Source organism: Halonotius terrestris, from assembly GCF_006861665.1.
Classification (GTDB): domain Archaea; phylum Halobacteriota; class Halobacteria; order Halobacteriales; family Haloferacaceae; genus Halonotius; species Halonotius terrestris.
Window position 1 is genome coordinate 202545 of sequence record NZ_RKLU01000003.1, and the last position, 20274, is coordinate 222818.

20 protein-coding genes and 3 pseudogenes are annotated in these 20274 nt (G+C 63.3%); 16 read left to right on the forward strand and 7 right to left on the reverse strand.

Annotated elements, in window-relative coordinates; all coding sequences use genetic code 11:
- Positions 1-29: 29 nt before the first annotated feature.
- The 10 genes from EGH24_RS07700 (at position 30) to EGH24_RS07745 (ending at position 9814) form a co-directional block, all read left to right on the forward strand.
- Positions 30-2012, forward strand: a complete 1983-nt coding sequence (locus EGH24_RS07700) for a FlaD/FlaE family flagellar protein (RefSeq protein ID WP_246057933.1) — start codon at positions 30-32, stop codon at positions 2010-2012.
- Positions 2002-2445: a flagellin gene (locus EGH24_RS07705; RefSeq protein WP_142979587.1), complete on the forward strand. Its 444-nt coding sequence runs from the start codon at positions 2002-2004 to the stop codon at positions 2443-2445. Before EGH24_RS07700 ends, EGH24_RS07705 begins: the two co-directional genes overlap by 11 nt.
- Before the next feature lie 2 nt (positions 2446-2447).
- Positions 2448-2894, forward strand: coding sequence for a flagellar protein G (locus EGH24_RS07710; RefSeq protein ID WP_142979588.1), 447 nt, complete (start codon positions 2448-2450; stop codon positions 2892-2894).
- 2 nt (positions 2895-2896) lie between these two features.
- Complete coding sequence (locus EGH24_RS07715) at positions 2897-3655, forward strand: ATPase domain-containing protein (protein WP_142979589.1); 759 nt, start codon at positions 2897-2899, stop codon at positions 3653-3655.
- Positions 3656-3661: 6 nt separating this feature from the next.
- Positions 3662-5338 (forward strand): type II/IV secretion system ATPase subunit, encoded by a 1677-nt coding sequence (locus tag EGH24_RS07720; RefSeq protein WP_142979590.1) that lies wholly within the window; start codon positions 3662-3664, stop codon positions 5336-5338.
- A 10-nt stretch (positions 5339-5348) separates the two neighbouring features.
- On the forward strand, positions 5349-7097 hold the full coding sequence (gene flaJ, locus EGH24_RS07725) for an archaellar assembly protein FlaJ (RefSeq protein WP_142979591.1): 1749 nt from the start codon (positions 5349-5351) through the stop codon (positions 7095-7097).
- An 88-nt stretch (positions 7098-7185) separates the two neighbouring features.
- Positions 7186-7920, forward strand: coding sequence for a 1-(5-phosphoribosyl)-5-[(5-phosphoribosylamino)methylideneamino]imidazole-4-carboxamide isomerase (gene hisA / locus EGH24_RS07730; protein ID WP_142979592.1), 735 nt, complete (start codon positions 7186-7188; stop codon positions 7918-7920).
- Positions 7921-8004: 84 nt separating this feature from the next.
- On the forward strand, positions 8005-8607 hold the full coding sequence (gene hisB, locus EGH24_RS07735) for an imidazoleglycerol-phosphate dehydratase HisB (RefSeq protein ID WP_142979593.1): 603 nt from the start codon (positions 8005-8007) through the stop codon (positions 8605-8607).
- 9 nt (positions 8608-8616) lie between these two features.
- Positions 8617-9117, forward strand: a complete 501-nt coding sequence (locus tag EGH24_RS07740; protein WP_142979594.1) for an amino acid-binding protein — start codon at positions 8617-8619, stop codon at positions 9115-9117.
- A 64-nt stretch (positions 9118-9181) separates the two neighbouring features.
- Positions 9182-9814 carry an IMPACT family protein gene (locus EGH24_RS07745; RefSeq protein WP_142979595.1) on the forward strand — a complete coding sequence of 211 codons (633 nt, stop codon included), beginning with the start codon at positions 9182-9184 and terminating at the stop codon, positions 9812-9814.
- 60 nt (positions 9815-9874) lie between these two features.
- Here the strand turns inward: EGH24_RS07745 and EGH24_RS07750 are convergent, their stop codons facing one another.
- The 3 genes and pseudogenes from EGH24_RS07750 to upp all read right to left on the reverse strand — a co-directional run bounded on the left by EGH24_RS07750 (position 9875) and on the right by upp (position 11256).
- The gene (locus tag EGH24_RS07750; RefSeq protein ID WP_142979596.1) at positions 9875-10276 is read right to left on the reverse strand and encodes a PIN domain-containing protein; all 402 of its coding nucleotides are present in this window, start codon (positions 10274-10276) and stop codon (positions 9875-9877) included.
- The gene (locus EGH24_RS07755) at positions 10273-10533 is read right to left on the reverse strand and encodes an antitoxin VapB family protein (RefSeq protein WP_142979597.1); all 261 of its coding nucleotides are present in this window, start codon (positions 10531-10533) and stop codon (positions 10273-10275) included. The genes EGH24_RS07750 and EGH24_RS07755 overlap by 4 nt, the downstream gene beginning before the upstream one ends.
- Positions 10534-10578: 45 nt before the next feature.
- A pseudogene (upp, locus tag EGH24_RS07760) lies at positions 10579-11256 on the reverse strand (uracil phosphoribosyltransferase).
- 81 nt (positions 11257-11337) lie between these two features.
- Between upp and EGH24_RS07765 the strand changes: the two are divergent.
- From EGH24_RS07765 to thrC, 4 genes are all read left to right on the forward strand, one after another.
- The gene (locus tag EGH24_RS07765) at positions 11338-12048 is read left to right on the forward strand and encodes a DUF5828 family protein (RefSeq protein WP_142979598.1); all 711 of its coding nucleotides are present in this window, start codon (positions 11338-11340) and stop codon (positions 12046-12048) included.
- Between the two features lie 90 nt (positions 12049-12138).
- Positions 12139-12381, forward strand: coding sequence for a hypothetical protein (locus tag EGH24_RS07770; protein ID WP_142979599.1), 243 nt, complete (start codon positions 12139-12141; stop codon positions 12379-12381).
- Between the two features lie 30 nt (positions 12382-12411).
- A complete protein-coding gene (locus EGH24_RS07775) occupies positions 12412-12780 on the forward strand; it encodes a helix-turn-helix domain-containing protein (RefSeq protein ID WP_142979600.1) in 369 nt (122 codons plus the stop codon).
- A gap of 46 nt (positions 12781-12826) precedes the next feature.
- Positions 12827-14215: a threonine synthase gene (gene thrC, locus EGH24_RS07780; RefSeq protein WP_142979601.1), complete on the forward strand. Its 1389-nt coding sequence runs from the start codon at positions 12827-12829 to the stop codon at positions 14213-14215.
- Between the two features lie 71 nt (positions 14216-14286).
- On the opposite strand, the pseudogene serA reads toward thrC, so the two are convergent.
- Both serA and EGH24_RS07790 read right to left on the reverse strand, forming a co-directional pair.
- Positions 14287-15873: pseudogene (gene serA, locus EGH24_RS07785) on the reverse strand (phosphoglycerate dehydrogenase).
- Between the two features lie 125 nt (positions 15874-15998).
- Positions 15999-16289 carry a GIY-YIG nuclease family protein gene (locus EGH24_RS07790; RefSeq protein WP_142979602.1) on the reverse strand — a complete coding sequence of 97 codons (291 nt, stop codon included), beginning with the start codon at positions 16287-16289 and terminating at the stop codon, positions 15999-16001.
- A gap of 173 nt (positions 16290-16462) precedes the next feature.
- On the opposite strand from EGH24_RS07790, the gene EGH24_RS07795 reads away from it, so the two are divergent.
- Entirely contained in the window at positions 16463-16630 is a 168-nt protein-coding gene (locus EGH24_RS07795; protein ID WP_142979603.1) for a DUF1931 domain-containing protein, read from the forward strand.
- Between the two features lie 50 nt (positions 16631-16680).
- On the opposite strand, the gene rpiA is transcribed toward EGH24_RS07795, so the two are convergent.
- Both rpiA and EGH24_RS07805 read right to left on the reverse strand, forming a co-directional pair.
- Positions 16681-17373 (reverse strand): ribose-5-phosphate isomerase RpiA, encoded by a 693-nt coding sequence (gene rpiA / locus EGH24_RS07800; protein WP_142979604.1) that lies wholly within the window; start codon positions 17371-17373, stop codon positions 16681-16683.
- A 91-nt stretch (positions 17374-17464) separates the two neighbouring features.
- A pseudogene (locus EGH24_RS07805) lies at positions 17465-18521 on the reverse strand (ORC1-type DNA replication protein).
- 189 nt (positions 18522-18710) lie between these two features.
- Here EGH24_RS07805 and EGH24_RS07810 point away from each other — a divergent pair.
- Entirely contained in the window at positions 18711-20261 is a 1551-nt protein-coding gene (locus EGH24_RS07810) for an HTTM domain-containing protein (protein ID WP_142979605.1), read from the forward strand.
- The last annotated feature ends 13 nt before the right edge of the window (positions 20262-20274 follow it).

Below are 20274 nucleotides of genomic sequence, written 5' to 3' on the forward strand. Positions count from 1 at the left end.
GTAGATCAGTATTAATAATGGGTCTCGGTATGTCACTCCTCGTCGCACTCCCAGTCGACGGCAGCTCCCTGTTGGGAGCCGAGCTCTCGATCTGGGCGGTGACGACAGCCACAGCCACCATGGTCGGTGCGAGTATCATCGACCGGATCCTCGAAGGTGATGATGAGGACGGTGGCGGTGGCGGCGACGACGGGATGATGGGCGATGACCTCGGCGGCGGAATGGACGACGATCTCGGCGGCGGGATGGATGGCGACCTCGGCGGCGGGATGGATGACGACCTCGGTGGGATGGACGGCGGGATGGACGATGACTTCGGTGGGATGGACGGCGGCGGCATGGACGACGGGATGGGCGATTTCGGCGGTGGCGGTGGTGGCGGTGCCAACACCGACGAACTCGAACATCAGGTCGAAGAGCTGGAAACCGAAGTCGCCGACCTCTCCTCGACGGTCGGAACCATCCGTGAGGAGAACACCGAGATCAGCGAACGTGTCGAAGAAGTCGAGGAGGACATCCGCAACCTCCTCGATATCTACGAGATGGTGACCCGCGGCATCAACCCGTTCGTCGACGAGGGCGGCGGCGGTGGCGGCGGATTCGATACCGGCGGCGACGGTGGTGGCGGCGGGCTCGGCCTGTTCGATGACGATGACGACGACGATGTCGCCGAGGACGTCGACGACTCGGTGATGGACGCCGACGCCGACGGCTTCTTCGACGATGAGCTGACCGAGGAAGACGGCGACATGGGCGATATGGCCGGTGGCGACGACTTCGACGACGACGGCGGCGACGACTTCAGCGACGGCCTCGACGAGGAGGGCAGTTTCGACGAGGATCTCGATGCCGAAGACGATTTCAGCGATGACCTCGAAACGGAGGGTGAAGACGACTTCGCCGACGATCTCGACGCTGGCGGTGAGGCCGACTTCGGGGAGGATCTCGACGACGGCGGCGAAGATGAGTTCGGCGACGACCTCGACGACGAAAGTGATCAAGATATGTCCGGCGACAAAACATTCAGTGAACTGAAAAACGAGTACGACTCCGGCGACGCCGAATGGGCCGAAGAGGACGAGGAATCGGCCGACGACGGCGAGGGGATGGAAGCGGCGTCCGAATCACTCGACGAGGGGCTCGACGAGAGCGAGCCGGACGCATCCGACGGCTTCGATGAGGGCTTCGAGGAGGACACCGGTGACGATGCCTTCGACGATGGCTTCGAGGAGGATACCGGTGACGACGCCTTCGACGACGGCTTCGAAGAAGACACCGGTGAGGATGCCTTCGATGAGGGCTTCGAGGAGGATACCGGCGACGACGCCTTCGACGACGGCTTCGACGAGCCCGAGGACGCCGGTGGTCCACAAGCGACCGCCAGCGCGACGCAGGAAGCTCCCCAATCCGGCGGCCAGCCGGCCAACGAGATGGACGACCAACAACAGCAAGCTGGCGGCCAGTCCCAAGAGCAGGCCGGCCAGCAAGCACAACAGCAGGGCGGACAAGGCCAACAAGAAACCCAACAGCAGGCTGGCGGGCAGGGCACCCAACAGCGCGGCAATCAGGGCCGCTCTGAGTCCGAACCGCTGTCGCCGATCCGCCAGCAGGGCAGCGGCGACTTCGAGTACGTCAGCCCCGATCACCTCTCGACGGCCCGCGAGAAACCCTACCTTACCACGCTGCCGAACGACTACCTCGGCGACCTCGTCATCATGGAGTGGCTCGAATTCCTCGTCGAGGAGTCGACGGTCACCGACGCCGCCCGCGCGATCAACTACTACGAGCGAATCGATTGGGTCGACCCCGCCGTCGCCGACCACCTCCGGTCGTTCCTTTCGGGCTTCGGCCACATCGACCGCAACAAGATCGACCGGCCGGGCACTGACCACCTCACCCGCGAGCACCACATCCACAGCCTGAAATACATCATGCAGCTCAACGGGACCACCGCCACGTCGGTGATTCTCGACCGGTGGGACACCTTCGCACCGGATAGCAATGGGTTTTAGCGTCAGTGCGTCGACCGCGATCGTCTTCGCCGGACTGTTTTTAGCCTTCGGGATCTTCTATCCGGCCGCTGTGAACGGTTACGAACGCGTCACCGAGGCCCAACAGACTTCGATGGATGCGGCCTTGAACGAGAAGAACGGTGATACCGCCATTGCGAGTGCTTCCCTCGACACAGGTACGGATACGCTTACGGTTGATGTCGACAACACCGGCTCAACGACGTTCTACGTTGACGAGGTCGATCTCGTCGTTGGCGGGGAGTACATTCCCCGTGGTCAGTTCGATAGTACGGAGGTTGACGGTAATCCTGACACTAATCTCTGGCAGCCGGGAACAACACTTACTATCGACTATACCGATAGTTCCATCCAGAGCGGTGACCGTGTTGTGATCATCACTGAACACGGCATACGGGATTCGGTGACACTCTAACCATGGCCAGCGTTTCAGTCTCCCACCTAATCATCTTCATTGCCAGTCTCGTCGTCGCCGCCGGCGTCGCCGGCACCCTCACAACGGGCGTCGAGCGCGTCAGTAGCTCCATCGAGGACGGCAGTATCGACACAAGCCAACAGGTCCGGACCGACGTGGAGATCATCAGCGACCCACAAGCTACCTATAGCGAGCCAGTGACGATCCACGTTCGCAACACCGGGTCGCAGAACATACCGATCGATCCCGGATCTGTTAATGTCATCTTTAACGGCGAGTTCGTGCCGAATAGCGATATTAGCATTGAGGACGCCAACGACGCCAGCAATACTGTTTGGCGGAACGGCGATGTCGTCAACGTCACGATTTCGAACGTGGCACTGGAAACGGATAACCGCATATTCCTAACAGTTAATGGTGATCGTGAAGAACTTGAATTCACTAACTAATCATGGGGGCCGCAAGTCGTAGCATCAAGTCGATCGGGCTCGAAGGCCACGACCAGCTGAACGCGGAGCTGGGTGGCGGGTTTCCGCCCGGTAGTATCGTCCTTATCGAGGGCGACTACGGGGCCGGCAAAAGCGCGCTGAGCCAGCGGTTCAGTTACGGCTTCGTCGAGGAGGGGACGACCGTGACCATGCTCTCGACGGAGCTCACCGTCAGCGGGTTCATCGACCAGATGCACTCGCTGTCCTACGATATCGTCTCGCCGCTGCTCGAAGAGCGACTGCTGTTTTTGAATGCCGACTTCGACAGCGGCGGCGCGCTCACTGGCGGCGATGATCAAGAACGCAAGGAACTGCTGAAGCGGCTGATGGAGGCGGAAGTCATGTGGGAACAGGATGTCGTTATTATCGATACTTTCGACGCCATCCTCCGCAACGACCCCAAGTTCGAATCCCTCGTTCGCAACGACGAAGGCCGGCAGGCGGCCCTCGAAATCATCTCCTTCTTCCGGGATCTGATCTCCCGCGGGAAGATCATCATCATCACCGTCGACCCCTCGACGGTGACCGAGGACGCGATCGGCCCGTTCCGCTCGATCGCCGATATCTTCTTGGAGCTACAGATGGTAGAGGTGGGCAACGAGGTCCGGCGCTCGATCGCTGTGAAGCGATTCGCCGGTATGGGGGAGCAAGTGGGGGACAACATCGGGTTCTCCGTCCGCTCCGGTACCGGCATCGTCATCGAGAGCCGGAGTGTCGCCTAATACACCATGACAGATCAGGGAACTCCGACGCCATCCGACGAACTGAAGCAGGTCGCAAACCGGCGGCCACACCTCCGGGAACACCTGCAGAAGTTCAAACAGATCGCCGGCGAGTTCCCGATGTTGGTCGACGAGCCCGACGACTACGAAACCGACCGCCCGAACATCGTCTACCCGGTCGGCGGCGCGGTCTACTGTCACATCTACGGCGACGTCGGCCAGAAGATGAAGTACTACACCATCGAGCCGACGCTTTCCGAGGAGGAGTCGGTCACCCTCCAAAAAGTAAAGCGGAAGCTACTCTCGATGAGCGGCCACCACACTTCCCCGGAGGACGACGCCGAGTACGACGACCTGATCGAGGAACTCCTCGATGAGACGACGTACATCACCGACGGCGACATGTCGTTCTACGAGCGGGTCAAACAGCTTTGGAACTTCGGGAAGGTCAAAGTCGACCAGAACACCTACGAGAGCATTCGTTACCGGCTCAACCGGGATATCGTCGGCTTCGGGCCGCTGGAGCCGATCATGCGCGACCCACAGAACGAGGACATTCACGTCATCGGGCCGCATGAGTGCCACGTCGACCACGGCACGTTCGGCATGATGCCGACGACCGTGGACTTCGGGACGCCCCAGGAGTTCGACAACTGGCTGAAGAACATGGGCGAACGGATGGGCGACCCGGTGTCTGACTCCGACCCCATCGTCGACTCGACGCTGCCCGACGGCTCCCGTGTCAACATTATTTACTCCGACGACGTGTCGCTGAAGGGGCCGTCGCTGACGATCCGGCAGGGCGAGGGTGTCCCGCTGTCGATGTTCCAGATTACCAACTGGGGGACGCTGTCGCCGATGATGGCGGCGTACCTCTGGATCTGCTTGGAGAACGAGCAGACGGTCTTCGTTGTCGGCGAGACGGCATCCGGGAAGACGACGACGCTCAACGCCTCGTTCTCCTTTATTCCGCGGGACTCGAAGATCTACACCGCGGAGGACACCGCCGAGGTCATCCCGCCGCACGACACGTGGCAGCAACTGCTCACGCGTGAGGGGATGGGCGACGAGGGCGCGGAGGTCGACATGTTCGACCTCGTCGCGGCCGCGCTGCGTTCGCGTCCCGACTACATCATTGTGGGTGAGGTTCGTGGGGCGGAAGGGCGGATGGCGTTCCAGGCCGCCCAGACCGGCCACCCCGTCATGCTGACGTTCCACGCCTCGGACATCGTCTCGATGATCCAGCGGTTCACCTCCGAACCGATCAACGTCCCCGAGACGTTCATGGGGATCGCCGATGTGGCTCTGTTCCAGAACCGTGTCAAACAGGGCGACGACGTGCTGCGACGGGTGACGAGCGTCCAGGAAATCGAGGGCTACTCCTCCGAGATGGACGGCGTCGTCACTCGGCAGGTCTTCGAGTGGGACCCCGTCGAGGACGAACACAAGTTCAAGGGCATGAACAACTCCTACGTGCTGGAAGAACAGATCGCGCCGCTGCTGGGGTACGCCGACACCCGCCAGATCTACGAGACCCTCGATCACCGTAAAGAGGTCATCGAGCGATGTATCGACGAGGGGATCCTCGGCTACCACGAAGTCAACGACGCGATCGCCTCCTTCCAGCGTGACGGGGCTGAGGGACTGCCGTTCACGATGGCCGCCGCGCCGGAAATCAAGTAGGTGCTCGCTGATGGCGACACAGGGCGAAGGATCGTCAAGCCGGCTCAACACCGTTCTCTCGTTCGTCGCCGAGCTGCTGGCCTCCTACGACAAGCTCGACATGTCGCGGCGGCGGTACATGCTGCTCATCTTTCTACCGTCGTTCGCGTTCTTCCTCGCTACCATTGGTGCCGCCGTCGTCATCGACCTCCCGATCTTCGTCAGACTCCCAATCCCGTTGCTCGGACTGTTGGTGTGGGCGACCGCACTCGTCTATCCGAAAATCTACATCAGCCAGCGACGGACAGCGATGGAAAACCAGTTCCACCTCGTCATGGTTCACATGACGGTGTTGTCAACGACGAACATCGACCGCGTCGAGGTGTTTCGGCGACTTGCTGCTGAGGAGGAGTACGGCGCGTTGGCCGAGGAGTTCGGCCGGATCGTCACGCTCGTCGATACGTGGAATCAGAGTATCGACGACGCCTGTCGCCGGCGGGCTAAGGAAGTCCCGAGCCGACCGCTAGCTGACTTCTACGAGCGGCTGGCGTTCACGCTGGAGGCCGGCGAGGAAATGAGCGACTTCCTGCTGGGCGAACAGGAATTTATCATCGAGAACTACCAGACGATCTACGAGGGCAACCTCGCTAACCTCGAAGTCATGGAGGACCTCTACATCTCGATGATCCTCTCGATGACCTTCGGGCTCGTCTTCGCTATCGTGCTGCCGATCCTGACCGGTGTCAACCCGACGGTCACCGTCACCGGTGTCATCGGGCTGTTCATGCTCGTCCAGTTCGCGTTCTACTACGTCATCCGCAAGGTTTCGCCGTACGACCCGGTCTGGTACTTTCCAGATCCCCGGCTCATCGAGGACAAGGAGCTGTGGATCGCCATGGCGGTTGGCGGGCTCGGCTCGCTGAGTATTATCGCGTTCATGGGGCTGGGCTTCCTCGGGATCGGTCCGGGCCTCGGGTCGTTGTTCTTCTTCCTTGAGGACGTTCCGCTCGGCCTGTATATCGCCGTCCCGGTGACGCCGCTGGCGATCACTGGGATCATCATGCGCCGGGAGGAACAGCTCATTCAGGAGCGCGACGAGGAATTCCCGAACTACATCCGATCGCTGGGGACCGCTGAGACAGCCAAGCAGAGCACGACTGCGGATGTCCTCGAAACGCTGCAGAACAAGGACTTCGGCGGGCTGACCCCGGCGATCCAGCGGCTCTACCGCCGACTCCGGATGCGTCTTAGCCCGGAACAGGCGTGGGGCGAGTTCACGCTGGAGGCGAAATCCTACCTCATCCAGAAGTACAGCGAGATGTACTTGATCGGCCGACAGATGGGTGGGACGCCGAAAGTCCTCGGCGAGCTCATCAGTGAGAACATGAATACGATCAATCAGCTCCGCGAAAAACGCCGGCAGGAGACGGTGACGCTGATCGGGCTGCTGTACGGGATCACGGCAGCGGCAGTGTTCGCGTTCTTCATTGGTCTTGAAGTCGCCAATATCCTCGGGCAGTTCTCCAGCGAGCTAACGCTTGATCAGGCCGAGTTCGGCCAGCTCATCTACACCTCCGCGTACAACGTCCCGGTCATCGAGTATCTCCTGTTACTCGTCGTGCTGTTCAACGCCGCACTCTCGTCGCTGATGATCCGCACGATCGACGGCGGGAACAAGGCGACTGCCTACATCCACTTCGTGTTGCTGACGTGGCTCGGCGCGCTGATCGCCATCCTCACCCGGCGAGTCGTGAGCGTGTTGCTGCAGATCGACGTGTAATCACCGGCCGTGACGAATGATGACTGATCAGTACTGTTGACCCGCGGTCGATCACGGTGTTTTATCGGATCGCTCCCGAAGGCCGCGTATGCACGATCCGTTTCCGACCTTCGAGGTAATTCCGGCGGTCGACGTTCAGGACGGCGAGGTCGTCCAACTCGTCGCCGGCGAACGGGGGACCGAAACCCGGTACGGTGATCCGGCAGCCGCAGCCGACCAGTGGGTCCAGCAGGGCGCGAGCACGCTGCATCTCGTCGACCTCGATGGCGCCTTCGAGGGCGAGCGCGTCAACGCCGACGCCTTCGCATCGATCATCGAGACAGCGTCGGTTGATCTCCAGATCGGCGGCGGGATTCGCACCGTCGACGACGCCGTCGAGCTACTGGATCTCGGTGTCGATCGTGTCATCCTCGGGACGGCCGCGGTCGAAACCCCGGAGATCGTCGGCGAAATCAGCGACGAGTATCCGGGCTCGGTGATGGTCAGCCTCGACGCGAANGNNGGNGAGGTCGTCGTCTCGGGGTGGACNGAGGGNACNGGCCTCGANCCNGCCGAGGCNGCNGCCCGNTACGAGGANNTNGGCGCGGGCGCGATCCTGCTGACTGATGTGGATGTCGAGGGCCAGCTCGCGGGCGTCAACACCGAGCTGATCAGCCGCGTCTGTGAGAGCGTTGATATCCCAGTCGTCGCCAGCGGCGGCGTGGCGACCGTCGACGACGTTGTCGCGCTCCGCGATGCGGGTGCGGCCGCGGTCGTCGTCGGCACCGCGCTCTACGAGGGCGAGTTCACCTTAGCGGCGGCGATGGCGGCTGTCGAGGAGTAGCTGTCGTCGCTGATGGTGCCCCAAACGGCGATAGCCGCGTCGCCGAGGGAAACCACCATAGGCCCCGGGTGTTTCAGAGACGGTATGAGCGATACTCAGTCCGCCTCGCGCGCGGCGGCCGTCAGTCGGGAAACCGGCGAGACGACCATTGAACTCACGCTGGAGATCGACGGCGACGGCGACAGCACCGTCGANACNGGNNTCGGCTTCTTCGACCACATGCTNACCGCGTTNGCGNNCCACGGNCTNTTCGATCTGACCGTGCGCTGTGACGGCGACCTCGCGATCGACGACCACCACACCGTTGAGGACGTCGGCATCGCGGTCGGCGAGGCCTTCGACGAGGCGCTCGGCGAGAAGCGCGGCGTCGTCCGCTACGCTGACCGGCGCGTCCCGCTCGACGAGGCCNTCGCNTCNGTCGTCGTCGACNTCNNCGGNCGNCCGTACTTCGTTTTTGAGGGTGAGTTTACCCAAGCGGAGATCGGCGAGTTCACCAGCGACATGGCGCGGCACTTCGTCGAATCGGTGGCGATGAATGCCGGGCTGACCGTCCACGCCAGCGTCGACGGCGAGAACGCCCACCACCAGGTCGAAGCCCTGTTCAAGGCACTGGCGCGCGCGCTCGATGACGCGACCCGGATCGACGACCGCCGGACGGACACGCCGAGTACGAAAGGCCAGCTGTAGGAGCGAGCCATGTTTGATGAGATCATGGAAAAGTTCGAGGGCAGCCCGAGCCAGCAGGCAGTGATCCGGCTGCTCCTCGAACGGGGTTTTTCGGTCAACGAGGAGGGCCGCGTCGTCTCCGGCGGTATCGAGATCCCATTCACTGGTATTGCCCGCGAGATCGACGTCGACCGGCGGGTCGTCGACTCGACGACTGACGCCATCCGGGAGGATCCTGAACTCCAGCGCATCTTCGAGAATATCGGTGCGATCCCAAGCCTCCGCGACCTCGCGCCCGTCCTCGATCTGACCGTCCTGACGGTCGAAGTCGCCGACGCCGACGAGTCCGGCATCGTCGCCGCGGTCACCGACCGGATCGCCGAGGCAGATATCTCGATCCGGCAGGTCATCAGCGAAGATCCCGAATTCACCGACGAGCCGAAGCTCTACATCATCACCGACGAGTCGATCCCGGGCGAGGTGCTGGTAGCGATCCGCGACCTCCCCTTCGTTCGGCGGGTCGAATTCTGAGCGGCGAGGATTCGTCGCTCGCAAATCGGTATCGTTTACCCCGGCTGCCGGCCAACCGTGGCGTGTGCCCGAGTCCTTTCGGACAGTCGCCGAGCGCGCTGAGGCCAGCTTCGAGGTCAGCGGCTCGGAGTTCATCGGCTACGTCGCGCCCGCCGATACGGTCGACGCCGCCGAAGCAGTCATCGAGGAAGTCGAGGCCGAGCACCCGGAGGCAACGCATGTCGTGCCGGCCTACCGCGTCCCAGCCGGCACAGCTTCGGCCGACCAACCGGGATCGGTGATGCTGCGGGAGTGGTGTAGCGACGACGGCGAGCCGAGTGGCTCGTCCGGCAAGCCCGCGCTCAACGTCCTCGTCCAGCAAGAGATTCGCAACGTCGTTGCCGCAGTCGTCCGCTACTACGGCGGGACGAACCTCGGTATCGGCGGGCTGGCACGGGCTTATTCGCGGGGTGTCAAGGAGGCCGTTGACGCCGCCGGCGTCGTTGAGGATGTCCCCCACGAACAGTTTGAAGCGACCGTCGAGTACGACGACTCGGGAACAGTTCGTGGGATTCTGGAGTCCGAGGATGTCGAGTTCGACGCCAGCTACGAGGAAGCAGTCGAGTTCGTCGTTCGTGTACCGGTCGCAGCGGCCGGCGAGCTTCGGGAGCGACTGCGGGACGCGACGAGCGGGCGCGTTGAAATCGAATCGTTGTGAGGATTTCATCGGCTCAGACCGCTGTGAATACACGGCTGAGCGGGCTAATCTTTACAAGCGTTATTTTCGATACGTCTCAATATCGATGACCTGCCTTGTCGCTTCGTGCGTAAGATCGCTATCGGCCGAGACCACTGGTGCGTCCAGTTCGCGTCCGACAGCGGCGATCAGTGCATCGAGCCCGTCGAGAAACGGTCCCTCGGGGCCGACCTCCGCCGCGATCTCTCCGGCGACGACAGCTGTGTGTGCATCGACTGCGTGCGGTTCGCCCCACGCGAGGGCCGCGCGAGCACCCTCGACATCGCCTTCCGGGAGGTTGCCCGCTCCAACGAGGGCCTCAGCGTAGGCTGGAACTGGCATCACCCACCGCTCGGCGTTCCCACCGTTGGCTTCGTAGAACGTTTTGGTCGTTTCGTCGCCGTTGAGGTAATCGATGAGAAAGTTCGCATCGATCACCTTCATGCGTCAGCGTCCTCATCGCCGGAAGCAGCCAGCCGGCGCATCCGTTCCTTTCGCTGCTCCGTGGCCTGTTTACGGTGGCTGCGAACGCGCTCGGCCTGTTTGTCCGACCAGCGACCGAATCCCTCGTCGAAGTCACCCTCGTCGCCACCGAGGACGCGCTCAAGAACGTCGTTGTACGACTCACCCTCGCGTTGGTATCGTTCGAGGATGCGTTTCACGCGATCGCTGACGCGAATCTGTTCGTCGGCTGTCGCCATTACGTCAACATTCACGTTGACGCGGCTTAGTCTTAGGGGTGCTGCTCAGACCGTCCCGAACGCCCGATCCCCGGCGTCGCCCAACCCAGGCACGATGAAGCCGTCGTCGTCGAGTTCGTCGTCGATAGCGACCGTCAGCACGTCGGCTTCCGGGACGGTTTCGCTGACCCGCAGGACGCCCTCCGGAGCCGAGACCGCCGACAGCGCGATCAGATCCTCGAAGTCGTCGGCCGCGTCGATGACATGATCGAGAACGGTGCACATCGTCGACCCTGTTGCCAACATCGGGTCGGCAACGATGACCGTATCGTCGGCGGTGATCTCGGGGATTTTNANNTANTCGANNGTGATNGGGAACTCGCCGTCNTCGTTCATNCCNGCCTCCTCGTCGCGGCCCGCGGAGATGACGCCCTGCTTCGCCCGCGGGAACGCCTTCAACAGCCCCTCGACGAACGGNGTNGCNGCNCNGAGNACGNTGACGATGACNACGTNNTCNAGGCCGGTGACACGCTCGCCGGTCGTGTCGGCCAGCGGCGTCTGGATCGGGACGAACTCGGTGTCGATCACGCCGTCGATGATCTCGTAGCCACAGACTCGGCCGAGATCGATCAAACCCTCTCGGAAGGCGACTTGCTCGGTGTCGACCGACCGCAGCGTCGAGAGGGTGTCTTTCGCCAGTGCGTGGGTGATGAGGAAGGCATCGTCGCGCTGCTCGATGGGCATACCGTGAGGCGGCGTGGCATCGGCATAAAACTCCGGCCGACAGCGAGGTTTATGTGGGTTCCCGCCCTTATTCGGCATTGAATGGAAGAGAGCATCTCGGGCTTCAAGGTTCGCGGCGCGTGGGATGAGGTCGTCGAACACGGCGAACGCATCACCCAAGCCCTGCGACAGGAAGACATCGAGGAGCAACCCGAGGAGATACAGGAGGCCTTCGCTGACTGGGACGAGTGGCGGCCCAAGGCCCACGAGCGGCTCAACACCGACGTGAGCGAGAAGACCGCCGACCAGGCCAGCGTCGACGAGGGCGAAGGCGAAAAGGTCGGCAAGGCCGCCAGCGACGACGTGAAGAAGGCCGGCGAGAAGCTCTCGGAATCCTACAAAAAGATGGAAGACGGCGACGACGAGGGCGCGGTCGAACGTTGGCAGGATTCGATCGGCTACGTTACCCGCGCCGCCGACTCCGCTGGGCGGAAGGCACTCCGCACCGTCGAGAACACGGTCTATCGGAACGTGATGACACAGCTCGCCCCCTACTACTTCGACAACGCGCTCATCAGCGCGAACCTTCAGCAGCCGAGTCGCGGCGGCGACGACGAGGAACTGTTCGTCTTCGAGGTCAACATCAACGACGACGACCTCAAGGAGGCCGTCTCCGAGCGGCTCGGCGAGTACGAGGACACCATCGACCGCTGGCACGTCACGACCGAAAAGGAGACAGATACCGTCGAAGCGGCTGAAGGCGTCGAAACCCCCGACCAGTCTGGCGATGACACCCAATCGACGACGAACTGAGCGTTGCAATCCAGCACACGACCGATATCGCGCGGGGGCAGCATGTTCCGATCCCCGACGATTAAAAACATGCCAGCCGAAGCTTCACCAATGGACTCCCCACTGCAACTCGACTCCGGCGAGTTGACTGCCGACGAGATCCTCGCGGAGCTCCGGGACGGGCGACGGATCTTAGTCAGTGTTGAGCTCCTCGGTAGTTCCAAGGAGATCAGTCTCCGGTACGACGGCGAGACCTACTACTGCGATACGCCGACCCAACTCCACAAACACAGCGATGAAGAGGGCATGCGCGACTGCATTACCGAGATGGGATATGCTTCACAGTCGCCGTAGTTTTACGGGCTGGGGGTCGAACCAACAGTTATGAGCGGCTCACCCGACATCGAAGACCTCGTTGGCAACGCCGACCCCGATTTCACCCACATTCTCTCCTGCGTGTTCGGGATTCGGGACCACGAGAGCCGGACCTATCTGGAGCTCCGCGATCACCCGGGCAGCACCGTCGAGGAGTTGGCCTCGCTGCTGGAGCGCGACCGGAGCAACGTCAACCGTTCGCTGTCGACGCTCCAGGAGAAGGGACTGGTCGACCGCGAGCGTCGCCTGCTGGACTCCGGCGGGTACGTCTATCAGTATACCGCCGTCGACCTCCCGGAAGCGAAGGAAATGCTGCATGAGGCCCTCGATGAGTGGGTCGCAGCGGTTCACTCGGAGATCGACGCGTTCGGCGAGTAGTACGTAACCGACCGTCTTTTTACCGCGCCGCCACCAGTAGTTACCAATGAGTCTTGAGCTGTCCGCGCCCGCCCAGTCGGAACCGGCGTGTGCCGACGACGGCGTCTGGTTGGAGTGCATCGAGTGTGGCGAGCAGTTCGCCCCGTTCGACGAGATCCACTACACCTGTGCCGACTGCGACGCGCTACTCGAAGTCCGGTACGCCGACCCGCCGACGTTCGATGATTTCGAGGGTCGTGGCGTCTGGCGGTACAACGCGGCACTCCCCTTCGAGGTGGGTGTTACGCTACCCGAGGGAGATACGCCGCTGCACGAAGCCCCGCGACTGCGTGAGGACATCGGCGTCGACAGTCTCCGTGTCAAACACGAGGGCATGAACCCGACCGGCGCGTTCAAGGATCGCGGGATGACCGTCGGCGTTGCCGTCGCCCAGGAACTCGGCGTCGGTCGACTGGCCTGTGCCTCGACCGGCAACACCAGCGCGGCCCTTGCGGCCTACGGGGCCCGCGGCGGGATGGAAACGCTCGTCTTGCTGCCCTCTGGCAAAGTCGCCGCCGGGAAGATCGCCCAAGCCAGCCTGCATGGCGCGCGCATTCTCGAAGTCGATGGCAACTTCGATAGCTGTCTCGATATCGTCCAGGAACTCGCCGCCCTCGGCGAGGTCTACCTCCTTAATTCGTTGAACCCGTTCCGCCTCGAAGGCCAGAAGACAATCGGCTTCGAGATCCTCGAAGAACACTACGAGGACTACGGCGAGTACCCCGACCGGATCGTGCTNCCNGTCGGCAACGCCGGCAACACCGCCGCNCTNTACAAGNNGTTCCGCGAACTCGTCACCAGCGGCGCGCTTGCCGAAAGCGAGGTGCCGAAACTCACCGGCGTCCAAGCCGAGGGCGCCGCACCGATGGTCGAAGCCGTCCGGAACGGCCGCGACGAGGTCGAACGCTGGGATGAGGTCGAAACCCGCGCGACGGCGATCCGTATCGGTAACCCGGTCAACGCGCCGAAGGCCCTCCCGGGCATCTACAACACCGGCGGCACCGCCGTCGCCGTCAGCGACGACGAGATCACGGCCGCCCAGCGGCAACTCGCCGGCGAAGGCATCGGCGTCGAACCGGCCTCCGCCGCGTCGGTCGCGGGCCTCCGCAAACTGCGCGACGCCGGCGAGATCGGGGCCGACGAATCGGTTGTCTGTCTCACGACCGGCCACCTGCTGAAAGATCCCGACGCTGCCTTCGAGGCCGGCGGCGATCCCGAACCGGTGCCGAACGACACCGACGCCGTACTGGATCACATCGACGACGGCGACAGCTCGGCACTCAACAGCGTGATCAAGCGGGTCTCGAACGCTGCCAGCGGGTCGCTGCTCCCCGCGCTGGGCGGCCTCGGTGCCGCGTACCTCGGCTACCGAAAACTCCGGTCGAACGGAAAATAGCGCTGCGGTTGCGATACCACAGCCAGCGATCACGGTTCGCTGGCTGCCGGTGACCTGTTTTCTCCTCAGCCTCAGTCGTCGTCGAGCGTGATCGACGTGATCTCGGTGATGCGGTCGTCGGCCAGCAGTTGGTCGGCCACGTCGCCGGGGATATCGACATCGAGATTGTAGACCGTCAGGGCCTCGCCNCCGATGGTCTCGCGGGCGTTGNACATNCCGGCGATGTTGATGNCGTNNTCGCCNANNANGCNCCCGATNANGCCGATNACGCCNGGNNCGTCNNTGTTNCGNGCGACGACCATGTGGCCCGACGGGATGGCGTCGACGCGGTAGCCGTCGATGCGGACGATTCGGGGGTCGTCGCCGGCGAACAGCGTCCCCGAGACCGTGATCTCCCCGTCGCCGTCCTCGACGGTGACGCTGACGAGGCTCTGGAAGTCGTCGGTCTGCCGCGTTTTCGACTCAGTGACGTCGATCCCGCGTTCCTTTGCGAGTTGGGGNGCGTTGACGNNNTTNACCTGCCACTCNAGCGGCNNGAANACNCCNTTNAGCGCGCTGGCAGTGANGAGGTCGACNTCNTCCTCNGCGATGTCGCCCTCGTAGNNGACNTCGACGNNCTCGATGCGCTTGCCGAGCAGTTCGGCGGCGATCTTGCCGGCGGTTTCAGCCAGGCCGAGATACGGCTTGATCCGCGGGAAGGCGGTCTCGTCGACCGACGGCGCGTTGAGCGCGTTGAGTACCGGTTCCTCGTTGAACGCGGCCAACACCTGGTCGGCGGTGTCGACGGCGACGTTCTCTTGGGCGGCCTCGGTTGAGGCACCGAGGTGCGGCGTCACGACGATCTCGTCAACGTCGAGCAGCGGCGAGTCCTCACTGACGGGTTCCTCGGCGAAGACGTCGAGGGCCGCGCCGGCCATCGGGCCGTTCTCGACGGCCTCGGCGAGGGCGGCCTCGTCGACGATCCCGCCGCGAGCGCAGTTGATGAGGAAGCCGTCGTCCAGCAGTTCGAGTTCGTCGCTGCTGATCATGTTTTCTGTCTCGGGTAGCAGCGGCGTGTGGATCGTGACGAAGTCGGAGACCTCCAGACACTCATCGAGGTCATCGATGAGCTCCGCGCCGAACTGGTCGGCGCGCTCCTGAGAGATGTAGGGGTCGAAGACGACGAGATCCATGCCGAGGCTGTCGAGCCGTTTGGCGACTTCTTGCCCGACACGGCCGAGGCCGACGATGCCCAGCGTCTTGTTGTTGACCTCGTAGCCGAGGTAGTCGGATTTCGCCCACTCGCCGTCCTTGAGGCGGGTGTGGGCCTGCGGGATCCAGCGGGCGGCGGCGAAGGCCATCGCNACNGTGTGTTCNGCNGCNGCNCGGACGTTNCCCTNCGGCGCGTTGGCGACGACGACGCCNTGGTCGGTCGCCGCGTCGATGTCGATGTTGTCGACGCCGATGCCCGCGCGACCGACGATGACGAGNTCNTNGGCNGCCTCGAANANCNCNNNGNNNACNTCGGTGCCCGAGCGGACGATCAGTGCGTTGGCGTCGGCGACCGCCGCAAGCAGTGCGTCGCCCTCGATTTCGTATTCGGTCTGGACCTCGTGACCGGCTTCACGCAACCGATCGAGCCCCGCGTCGTCGATCGGATCCGTGACGAGTACCTTCATACCGAATCGATTCCGTGGCTCGGGGTAAAGCGTTTCCACTTTCGGTTCAGACCGCGGTATCGCTTGGCATACGGACTGCTGCGGTTACTCACCGGTCCGGCTGTGACGGCGGTTGACGCGCCCGCTCAGCGTTCCGGCGAGTCGTCGTCCGGGAGTGATGGCTCGGCGGCTGCGTCGATCAATTCCTCCTTCTCGGCGCGGCGAAGCTGTTTGAGTTCGTATTCGCGGCTCATCGCGGCGGATTGCGACTCGTGGGCTTCGAGATAGACGAGGTCGACCGGCGTTCGCCCGCGGGTGTATTTCGCGCCCTCGCCGGCGTTGTGCTCGGCCAGCCGGCGTTGCGGATCGGTCGTATACCCGGTGTAGTAGCTGTCGTCGGCACACCGGAGGATGTAGACGTAGTGGTCGCTGGCCACGGCACCGGTTCGGCCGCGGCTGACTCACCGCTTGTGCTTCCGGGTCGTATATAAACCCACCGCCACCGGAAACCGCGATTCGGGCTTTACACCGGCCGAGCCGACCGGAAACGGCCGTTCAACCGAAATCACATAATAACCCTTAATATGGAGGCTGGGGTACGAGAGCCTGCATGGCAGACCTTATCGTCAAAGCAGCGGTTAAAGAGGCCCTGAGCGACAAGAACGTATCGTCGGATTTCTACGCCGCGCTTGACGCGGAAGTCGAGGAACTGCTCGAAGACGCAGCCGACCGTGCCGAGGCCAACGACCGGAAGACGGTCCAGCCTCGGGACCTGTAAGCGCGGTTTCGCTCACTCGTTTTTCCGCTGTCTAACCGACTAGCCAGTGCTCAGTACGTCGTTGTCGAGACGCCTTCGTCGCTGCCGACCGAGACGGCCGTGGCGTACTCGACGAACAGGCCGTGTTCGACGACGCCCGGGATGGTGGCGAGATCCGTCGCCAGCGACGCCGGCTCATCGATCCGTCCGAACTCAGCGTCACAGACCAGATTCCCGTTGTCGGTGACGACGGGGCCGTCCTTGTCGCTGGCCCGCCGAAGCGTGGCGTCGCCGCCGAGTGAGTCGATCGCGTCGGCAACGACCGTGTGCGCGTCGGGCAGGACTTCGACGGCGACCGTGTGATCCAGCACGTCGATCGTTTTCGTCGGGTCGACGACGATATGCAGGTCGTCGGCCGCGCTGGCGACGAGTTTCTCGCGGCTGTGGGCCGCGCCGCCGCCTTTGATGCAGTTGCCAGAATCAAGAACGATCTGATCCGCGCCGTCGATAGCGAGGTCGATGCCGTCGACTTCATCGAGGCCGACGAGCGGAATCTCACAGTCGATAGCGAGTTCGCGCGCGCCGAAGGAAGTCGGCACGCCGACGATATCGAGGCCGCTCTCGACGGCCTCGCCGAGCGCGCGGATCGCATGCGCGGCGGTGCTCCCCGTTCCGAGGCCGACGACCATCCCCGATTCGACGGCGTTGGCGGCGGCCTCGCCGGCCCGCCGTTTTTGCGCTTCAGTTCCGCCAGTCGATTTCATACTCGCTCCTGTGTGCGGGAGGGTCAAACAGCTATCGGAGGCGACGCAGTCGCGCCCGCTGACGCTGGTCGCGCAGTCGACCGTCGCTCGCTCAGTCCAGTCGGTCGCGGATCGCTTCTTTGTCGTACTCCAAGGCGAGTTCTCGGGAGCGACCTCGGCCCTCGACATCGGCGTACGTCGCGGTAATGAGCCCGAGTTGGTCGAGTTTGTTCACCAACTCGGAGTATCGCGTGTAGCCGAGGTCGGTTTCGGCCTCGAAGACCTCATAGACCTCGCCGGCCTGCGCGCCGTCGTGTTCCAGCAGGACTTCGAGTAGCGCGATTTCGGAGTCCGACAGGCCGCGCAGACACCGCGAGAGGTGGACGTGTTTCGACTTCTCGTAGGCGGCTTCGATATCCTCTTCGGTGATCTCGCGGGAGGCTCGCATCTCGGCGTGCAAGCCCGCCCGGCGCAGGAGGTCGATGCCGACCCGGAGATCGCCGCTGTCGGCGGTGTACTCGGTGACGATATCGAGTTGCGGCGCGCCGATGACGTCGTCGTGGAACCCGCGGTCGATCCGCTCTTGGAGGATCGCGGTGATCTCATCGCGGCTGTACCGGGGGAAGTAGATCTCCTCGGGCCGGAAGACGCTCTGGACACGGCTGTCGAGTTCGTCGATCATATCCAGCGAAAGGTCCGAAGAGATGACGATGACGCCGATTTTCGAGCCCGGATGGGTCTCGTGGGCGCGCAACAGCGAGTACAGCGTGTCGTCGGCCTCGTTTTCGTAAAAGAGGTAGTTGATATCGTCGAGAGCGACGACGAGGACCGTGTCGTCCTCAACCAGTCGATCAGTTAGTTGTCCAAAGAGCTTCTTGAACGAGANGCCNGANGCGGGNGGNTCGTACTCGAAGANNCCCTCGAACAGCCGCGAGAAGACGGAGTAGCGCGTCGAATCCACCTGACAGTTGACGCGGACGNCTACGGACNTCNNNTNCNCCNNCGAGTTCGCCGAACAGNTTCTGGANNGCNGTCGTNTTGCCGGTCCCCGGCGGGCCGCGGATCATCGAATTCAGCGGACGCGAACCGCGAACGGCGGGCCGCAGCGCGTACTTCAGGCTCTCCAGTTGGCTTTCCCGGTGACGGAACGTCTCGGGGAGGTAGTCGATCTCGAAGACGTGTTCGTTCCGAAACACGGACTCGTCCCACGAGAGCATCTCGTCGGGATCGTCGGCCATCTGGCTGTGTGAATCCGGGCTGGCTACTTAATCGTTCCCCGGGGGTGTCGGTGCCGCCGACAAGCATTTCGTGGGGCGAAACCACACAAAACATATCCCCGTCCCATTGTAGGCTGAGATATGTCTCCGGGCTCGGATCGACGGCAGTCGCGGGGCGCCGAGCTGACCGCTCCCGCCGGGCGGCTCGCACCGTTCACGTCGCGGCTCCGGGATCGACTCCGCGTCGATACCCGTTCGCTCGCTGCCCTTCGCATCCTGCTCGGGAGCATCCTGCTGATCGACCTCGCCCATCGCGCGGGTGCCATCGCGAAATACTACACCGACAGCGGCGTCTACCCGGTTGCGGCCTACGAGGTGAGCTACACGCAGTTTACCGGGTTTTCGATTCACGCGCTGTCGGGCGCGCTGTGGTTTCAGCAACTCCTCTTCCTCATCGCCGGGTTGTTCGCGCTTGCGTTTGTCGTCGGCTATCGGACGCGTCCCGTCGGGTTCTGTTCGTTCGTCCTGTTGGTGTCGTTGCACGCGCGCAACCCGGCGGTGCTCAACGGCGGCGACATCCTGCTGCGGACGTTTTTGCCGTTGACGTTGTTGACGCCGCTCGGCGAGCGGTGGTCGATCGACGCGCTCCGCCGCGGGGAGTACCGCGAGACCGTCCTCACCGCGGCAACGACCGCGGTGCTGGCCCAACCGCTCGTCGTCTTCGGGCAGAACGCCGTCCTCAAACACGGCGGCGACACGTGGTACAGCGGCGAAGCCCTCAAAATCGCCTTCGCCAACGACGAGATGACTGTTTTCCTCGGGAACTACCTCAGCGCGTATCCGACGCTGTTGGAAGCCCTCAACTGGGGCTGGGTGACGCTGTTGGCCGGCTCGACCGTGTTCCTCCTGTTTACGGCTGGGCGACTGCGCGCCGCGGTGGTGCTCGTTTACATCGGCGCGTTCCTCGGGATGCTGCCGACGCTGATGGTCGGGCTGTTCCCGTTGGTGTTGACGGCGTCAGTAGTGGCGTATCTGCCGCCGGTGTTTTGGGACGTAGCCGCACGGCTGGTCCCCGATTCCGTTACATCTCAGTCGTCGACAACGCGGCTTGGTCCGCTGGCTGGCCCGCCGCTCGAAACGCGGCTGTACGACGCGCTTCGTCAGCAGGGGTACGGTTCCGTCGTTGACTACAGTCACGCCTACGGGCGGTCGTTGCTAACGATCCTCGGCGTCTTCGCGCTCGCCTTCGTCCTCGTGTTCGGCGTCGGCCACGTCGCCGTCGACGACGTGCCGTACGAGGACGAAGCGACGGCGATCCTCGACCAGTCGTGGGGCCTGTACGCGCCGAACCCGACGGACTCCTACAGCTGGTTTATCACCAACGCCACGCTCGAAAACGGCTCGACGGTGGCGGCGTTTGGCGAGGGTCCCTCGTTTGATCGGCCACCCGATGCCGCAGCCACCTACGAGTCGTTCCGCGAACGGAAGTTCATGTCCGCAGTGAGTTCCGACCGTGACGGGACAATCGGCACCAGCTACGCCGAGTGGGCCTGCCGACAGGCCGCAGACCGCTACGACCAGCCGGTGGAGTCGATCACGCTGTACCGGATGTTCCAAGACAGCCCGGTCGATGGCGAGTACGACGAACCCTTCCGGCGGACGCTCATCGAACACGACTGCACCGCCGGCTGACCGTCCCGACCGA

Excerpts from the sequence above, each read along its gene's own strand:
- EGH24_RS07700 (WP_246057933.1), top strand. The coding sequence starts at position 30 with ATGTCACTCCTCGTCGCACTCCCAGTCGACGGCAGCTCCCTGTTGGGA.
- EGH24_RS07705 (WP_142979587.1), top strand. The coding sequence starts at position 2,002 with ATGGGTTTTAGCGTCAGTGCGTCGACCGCGATCGTCTTCGCCGGACTG.
- EGH24_RS07710 (WP_142979588.1), top strand. The coding sequence starts at position 2,448 with ATGGCCAGCGTTTCAGTCTCCCACCTAATCATCTTCATTGCCAGTCTC.
- EGH24_RS07715 (WP_142979589.1), top strand. The coding sequence starts at position 2,897 with ATGGGGGCCGCAAGTCGTAGCATCAAGTCGATCGGGCTCGAAGGCCAC.
- EGH24_RS07720 (WP_142979590.1), top strand. The coding sequence starts at position 3,662 with ATGACAGATCAGGGAACTCCGACGCCATCCGACGAACTGAAGCAGGTC.
- flaJ (WP_142979591.1), top strand. The coding sequence starts at position 5,349 with ATGGCGACACAGGGCGAAGGATCGTCAAGCCGGCTCAACACCGTTCTC.
- EGH24_RS07740 (WP_142979594.1), top strand. The coding sequence starts at position 8,617 with ATGTTTGATGAGATCATGGAAAAGTTCGAGGGCAGCCCGAGCCAGCAG.
- EGH24_RS07750 (WP_142979596.1), bottom strand. The coding sequence starts at position 10,276 with ATGAAGGTGATCGATGCGAACTTTCTCATCGATTACCTCAACGGCGAC.
- EGH24_RS07755 (WP_142979597.1), bottom strand. The coding sequence starts at position 10,533 with ATGGCGACAGCCGACGAACAGATTCGCGTCAGCGATCGCGTGAAACGC.
- EGH24_RS07765 (WP_142979598.1), top strand. The coding sequence starts at position 11,338 with ATGGAAGAGAGCATCTCGGGCTTCAAGGTTCGCGGCGCGTGGGATGAG.
- EGH24_RS07770 (WP_142979599.1), top strand. The coding sequence starts at position 12,139 with ATGGACTCCCCACTGCAACTCGACTCCGGCGAGTTGACTGCCGACGAG.
- EGH24_RS07775 (WP_142979600.1), top strand. The coding sequence starts at position 12,412 with ATGAGCGGCTCACCCGACATCGAAGACCTCGTTGGCAACGCCGACCCC.
- EGH24_RS07795 (WP_142979603.1), top strand. The coding sequence starts at position 16,463 with ATGGCAGACCTTATCGTCAAAGCAGCGGTTAAAGAGGCCCTGAGCGAC.
- rpiA (WP_142979604.1), bottom strand. The coding sequence starts at position 17,373 with ATGAAATCGACTGGCGGAACTGAAGCGCAAAAACGGCGGGCCGGCGAG.
- EGH24_RS07810 (WP_142979605.1), top strand. The coding sequence starts at position 18,711 with ATGTCTCCGGGCTCGGATCGACGGCAGTCGCGGGGCGCCGAGCTGACC.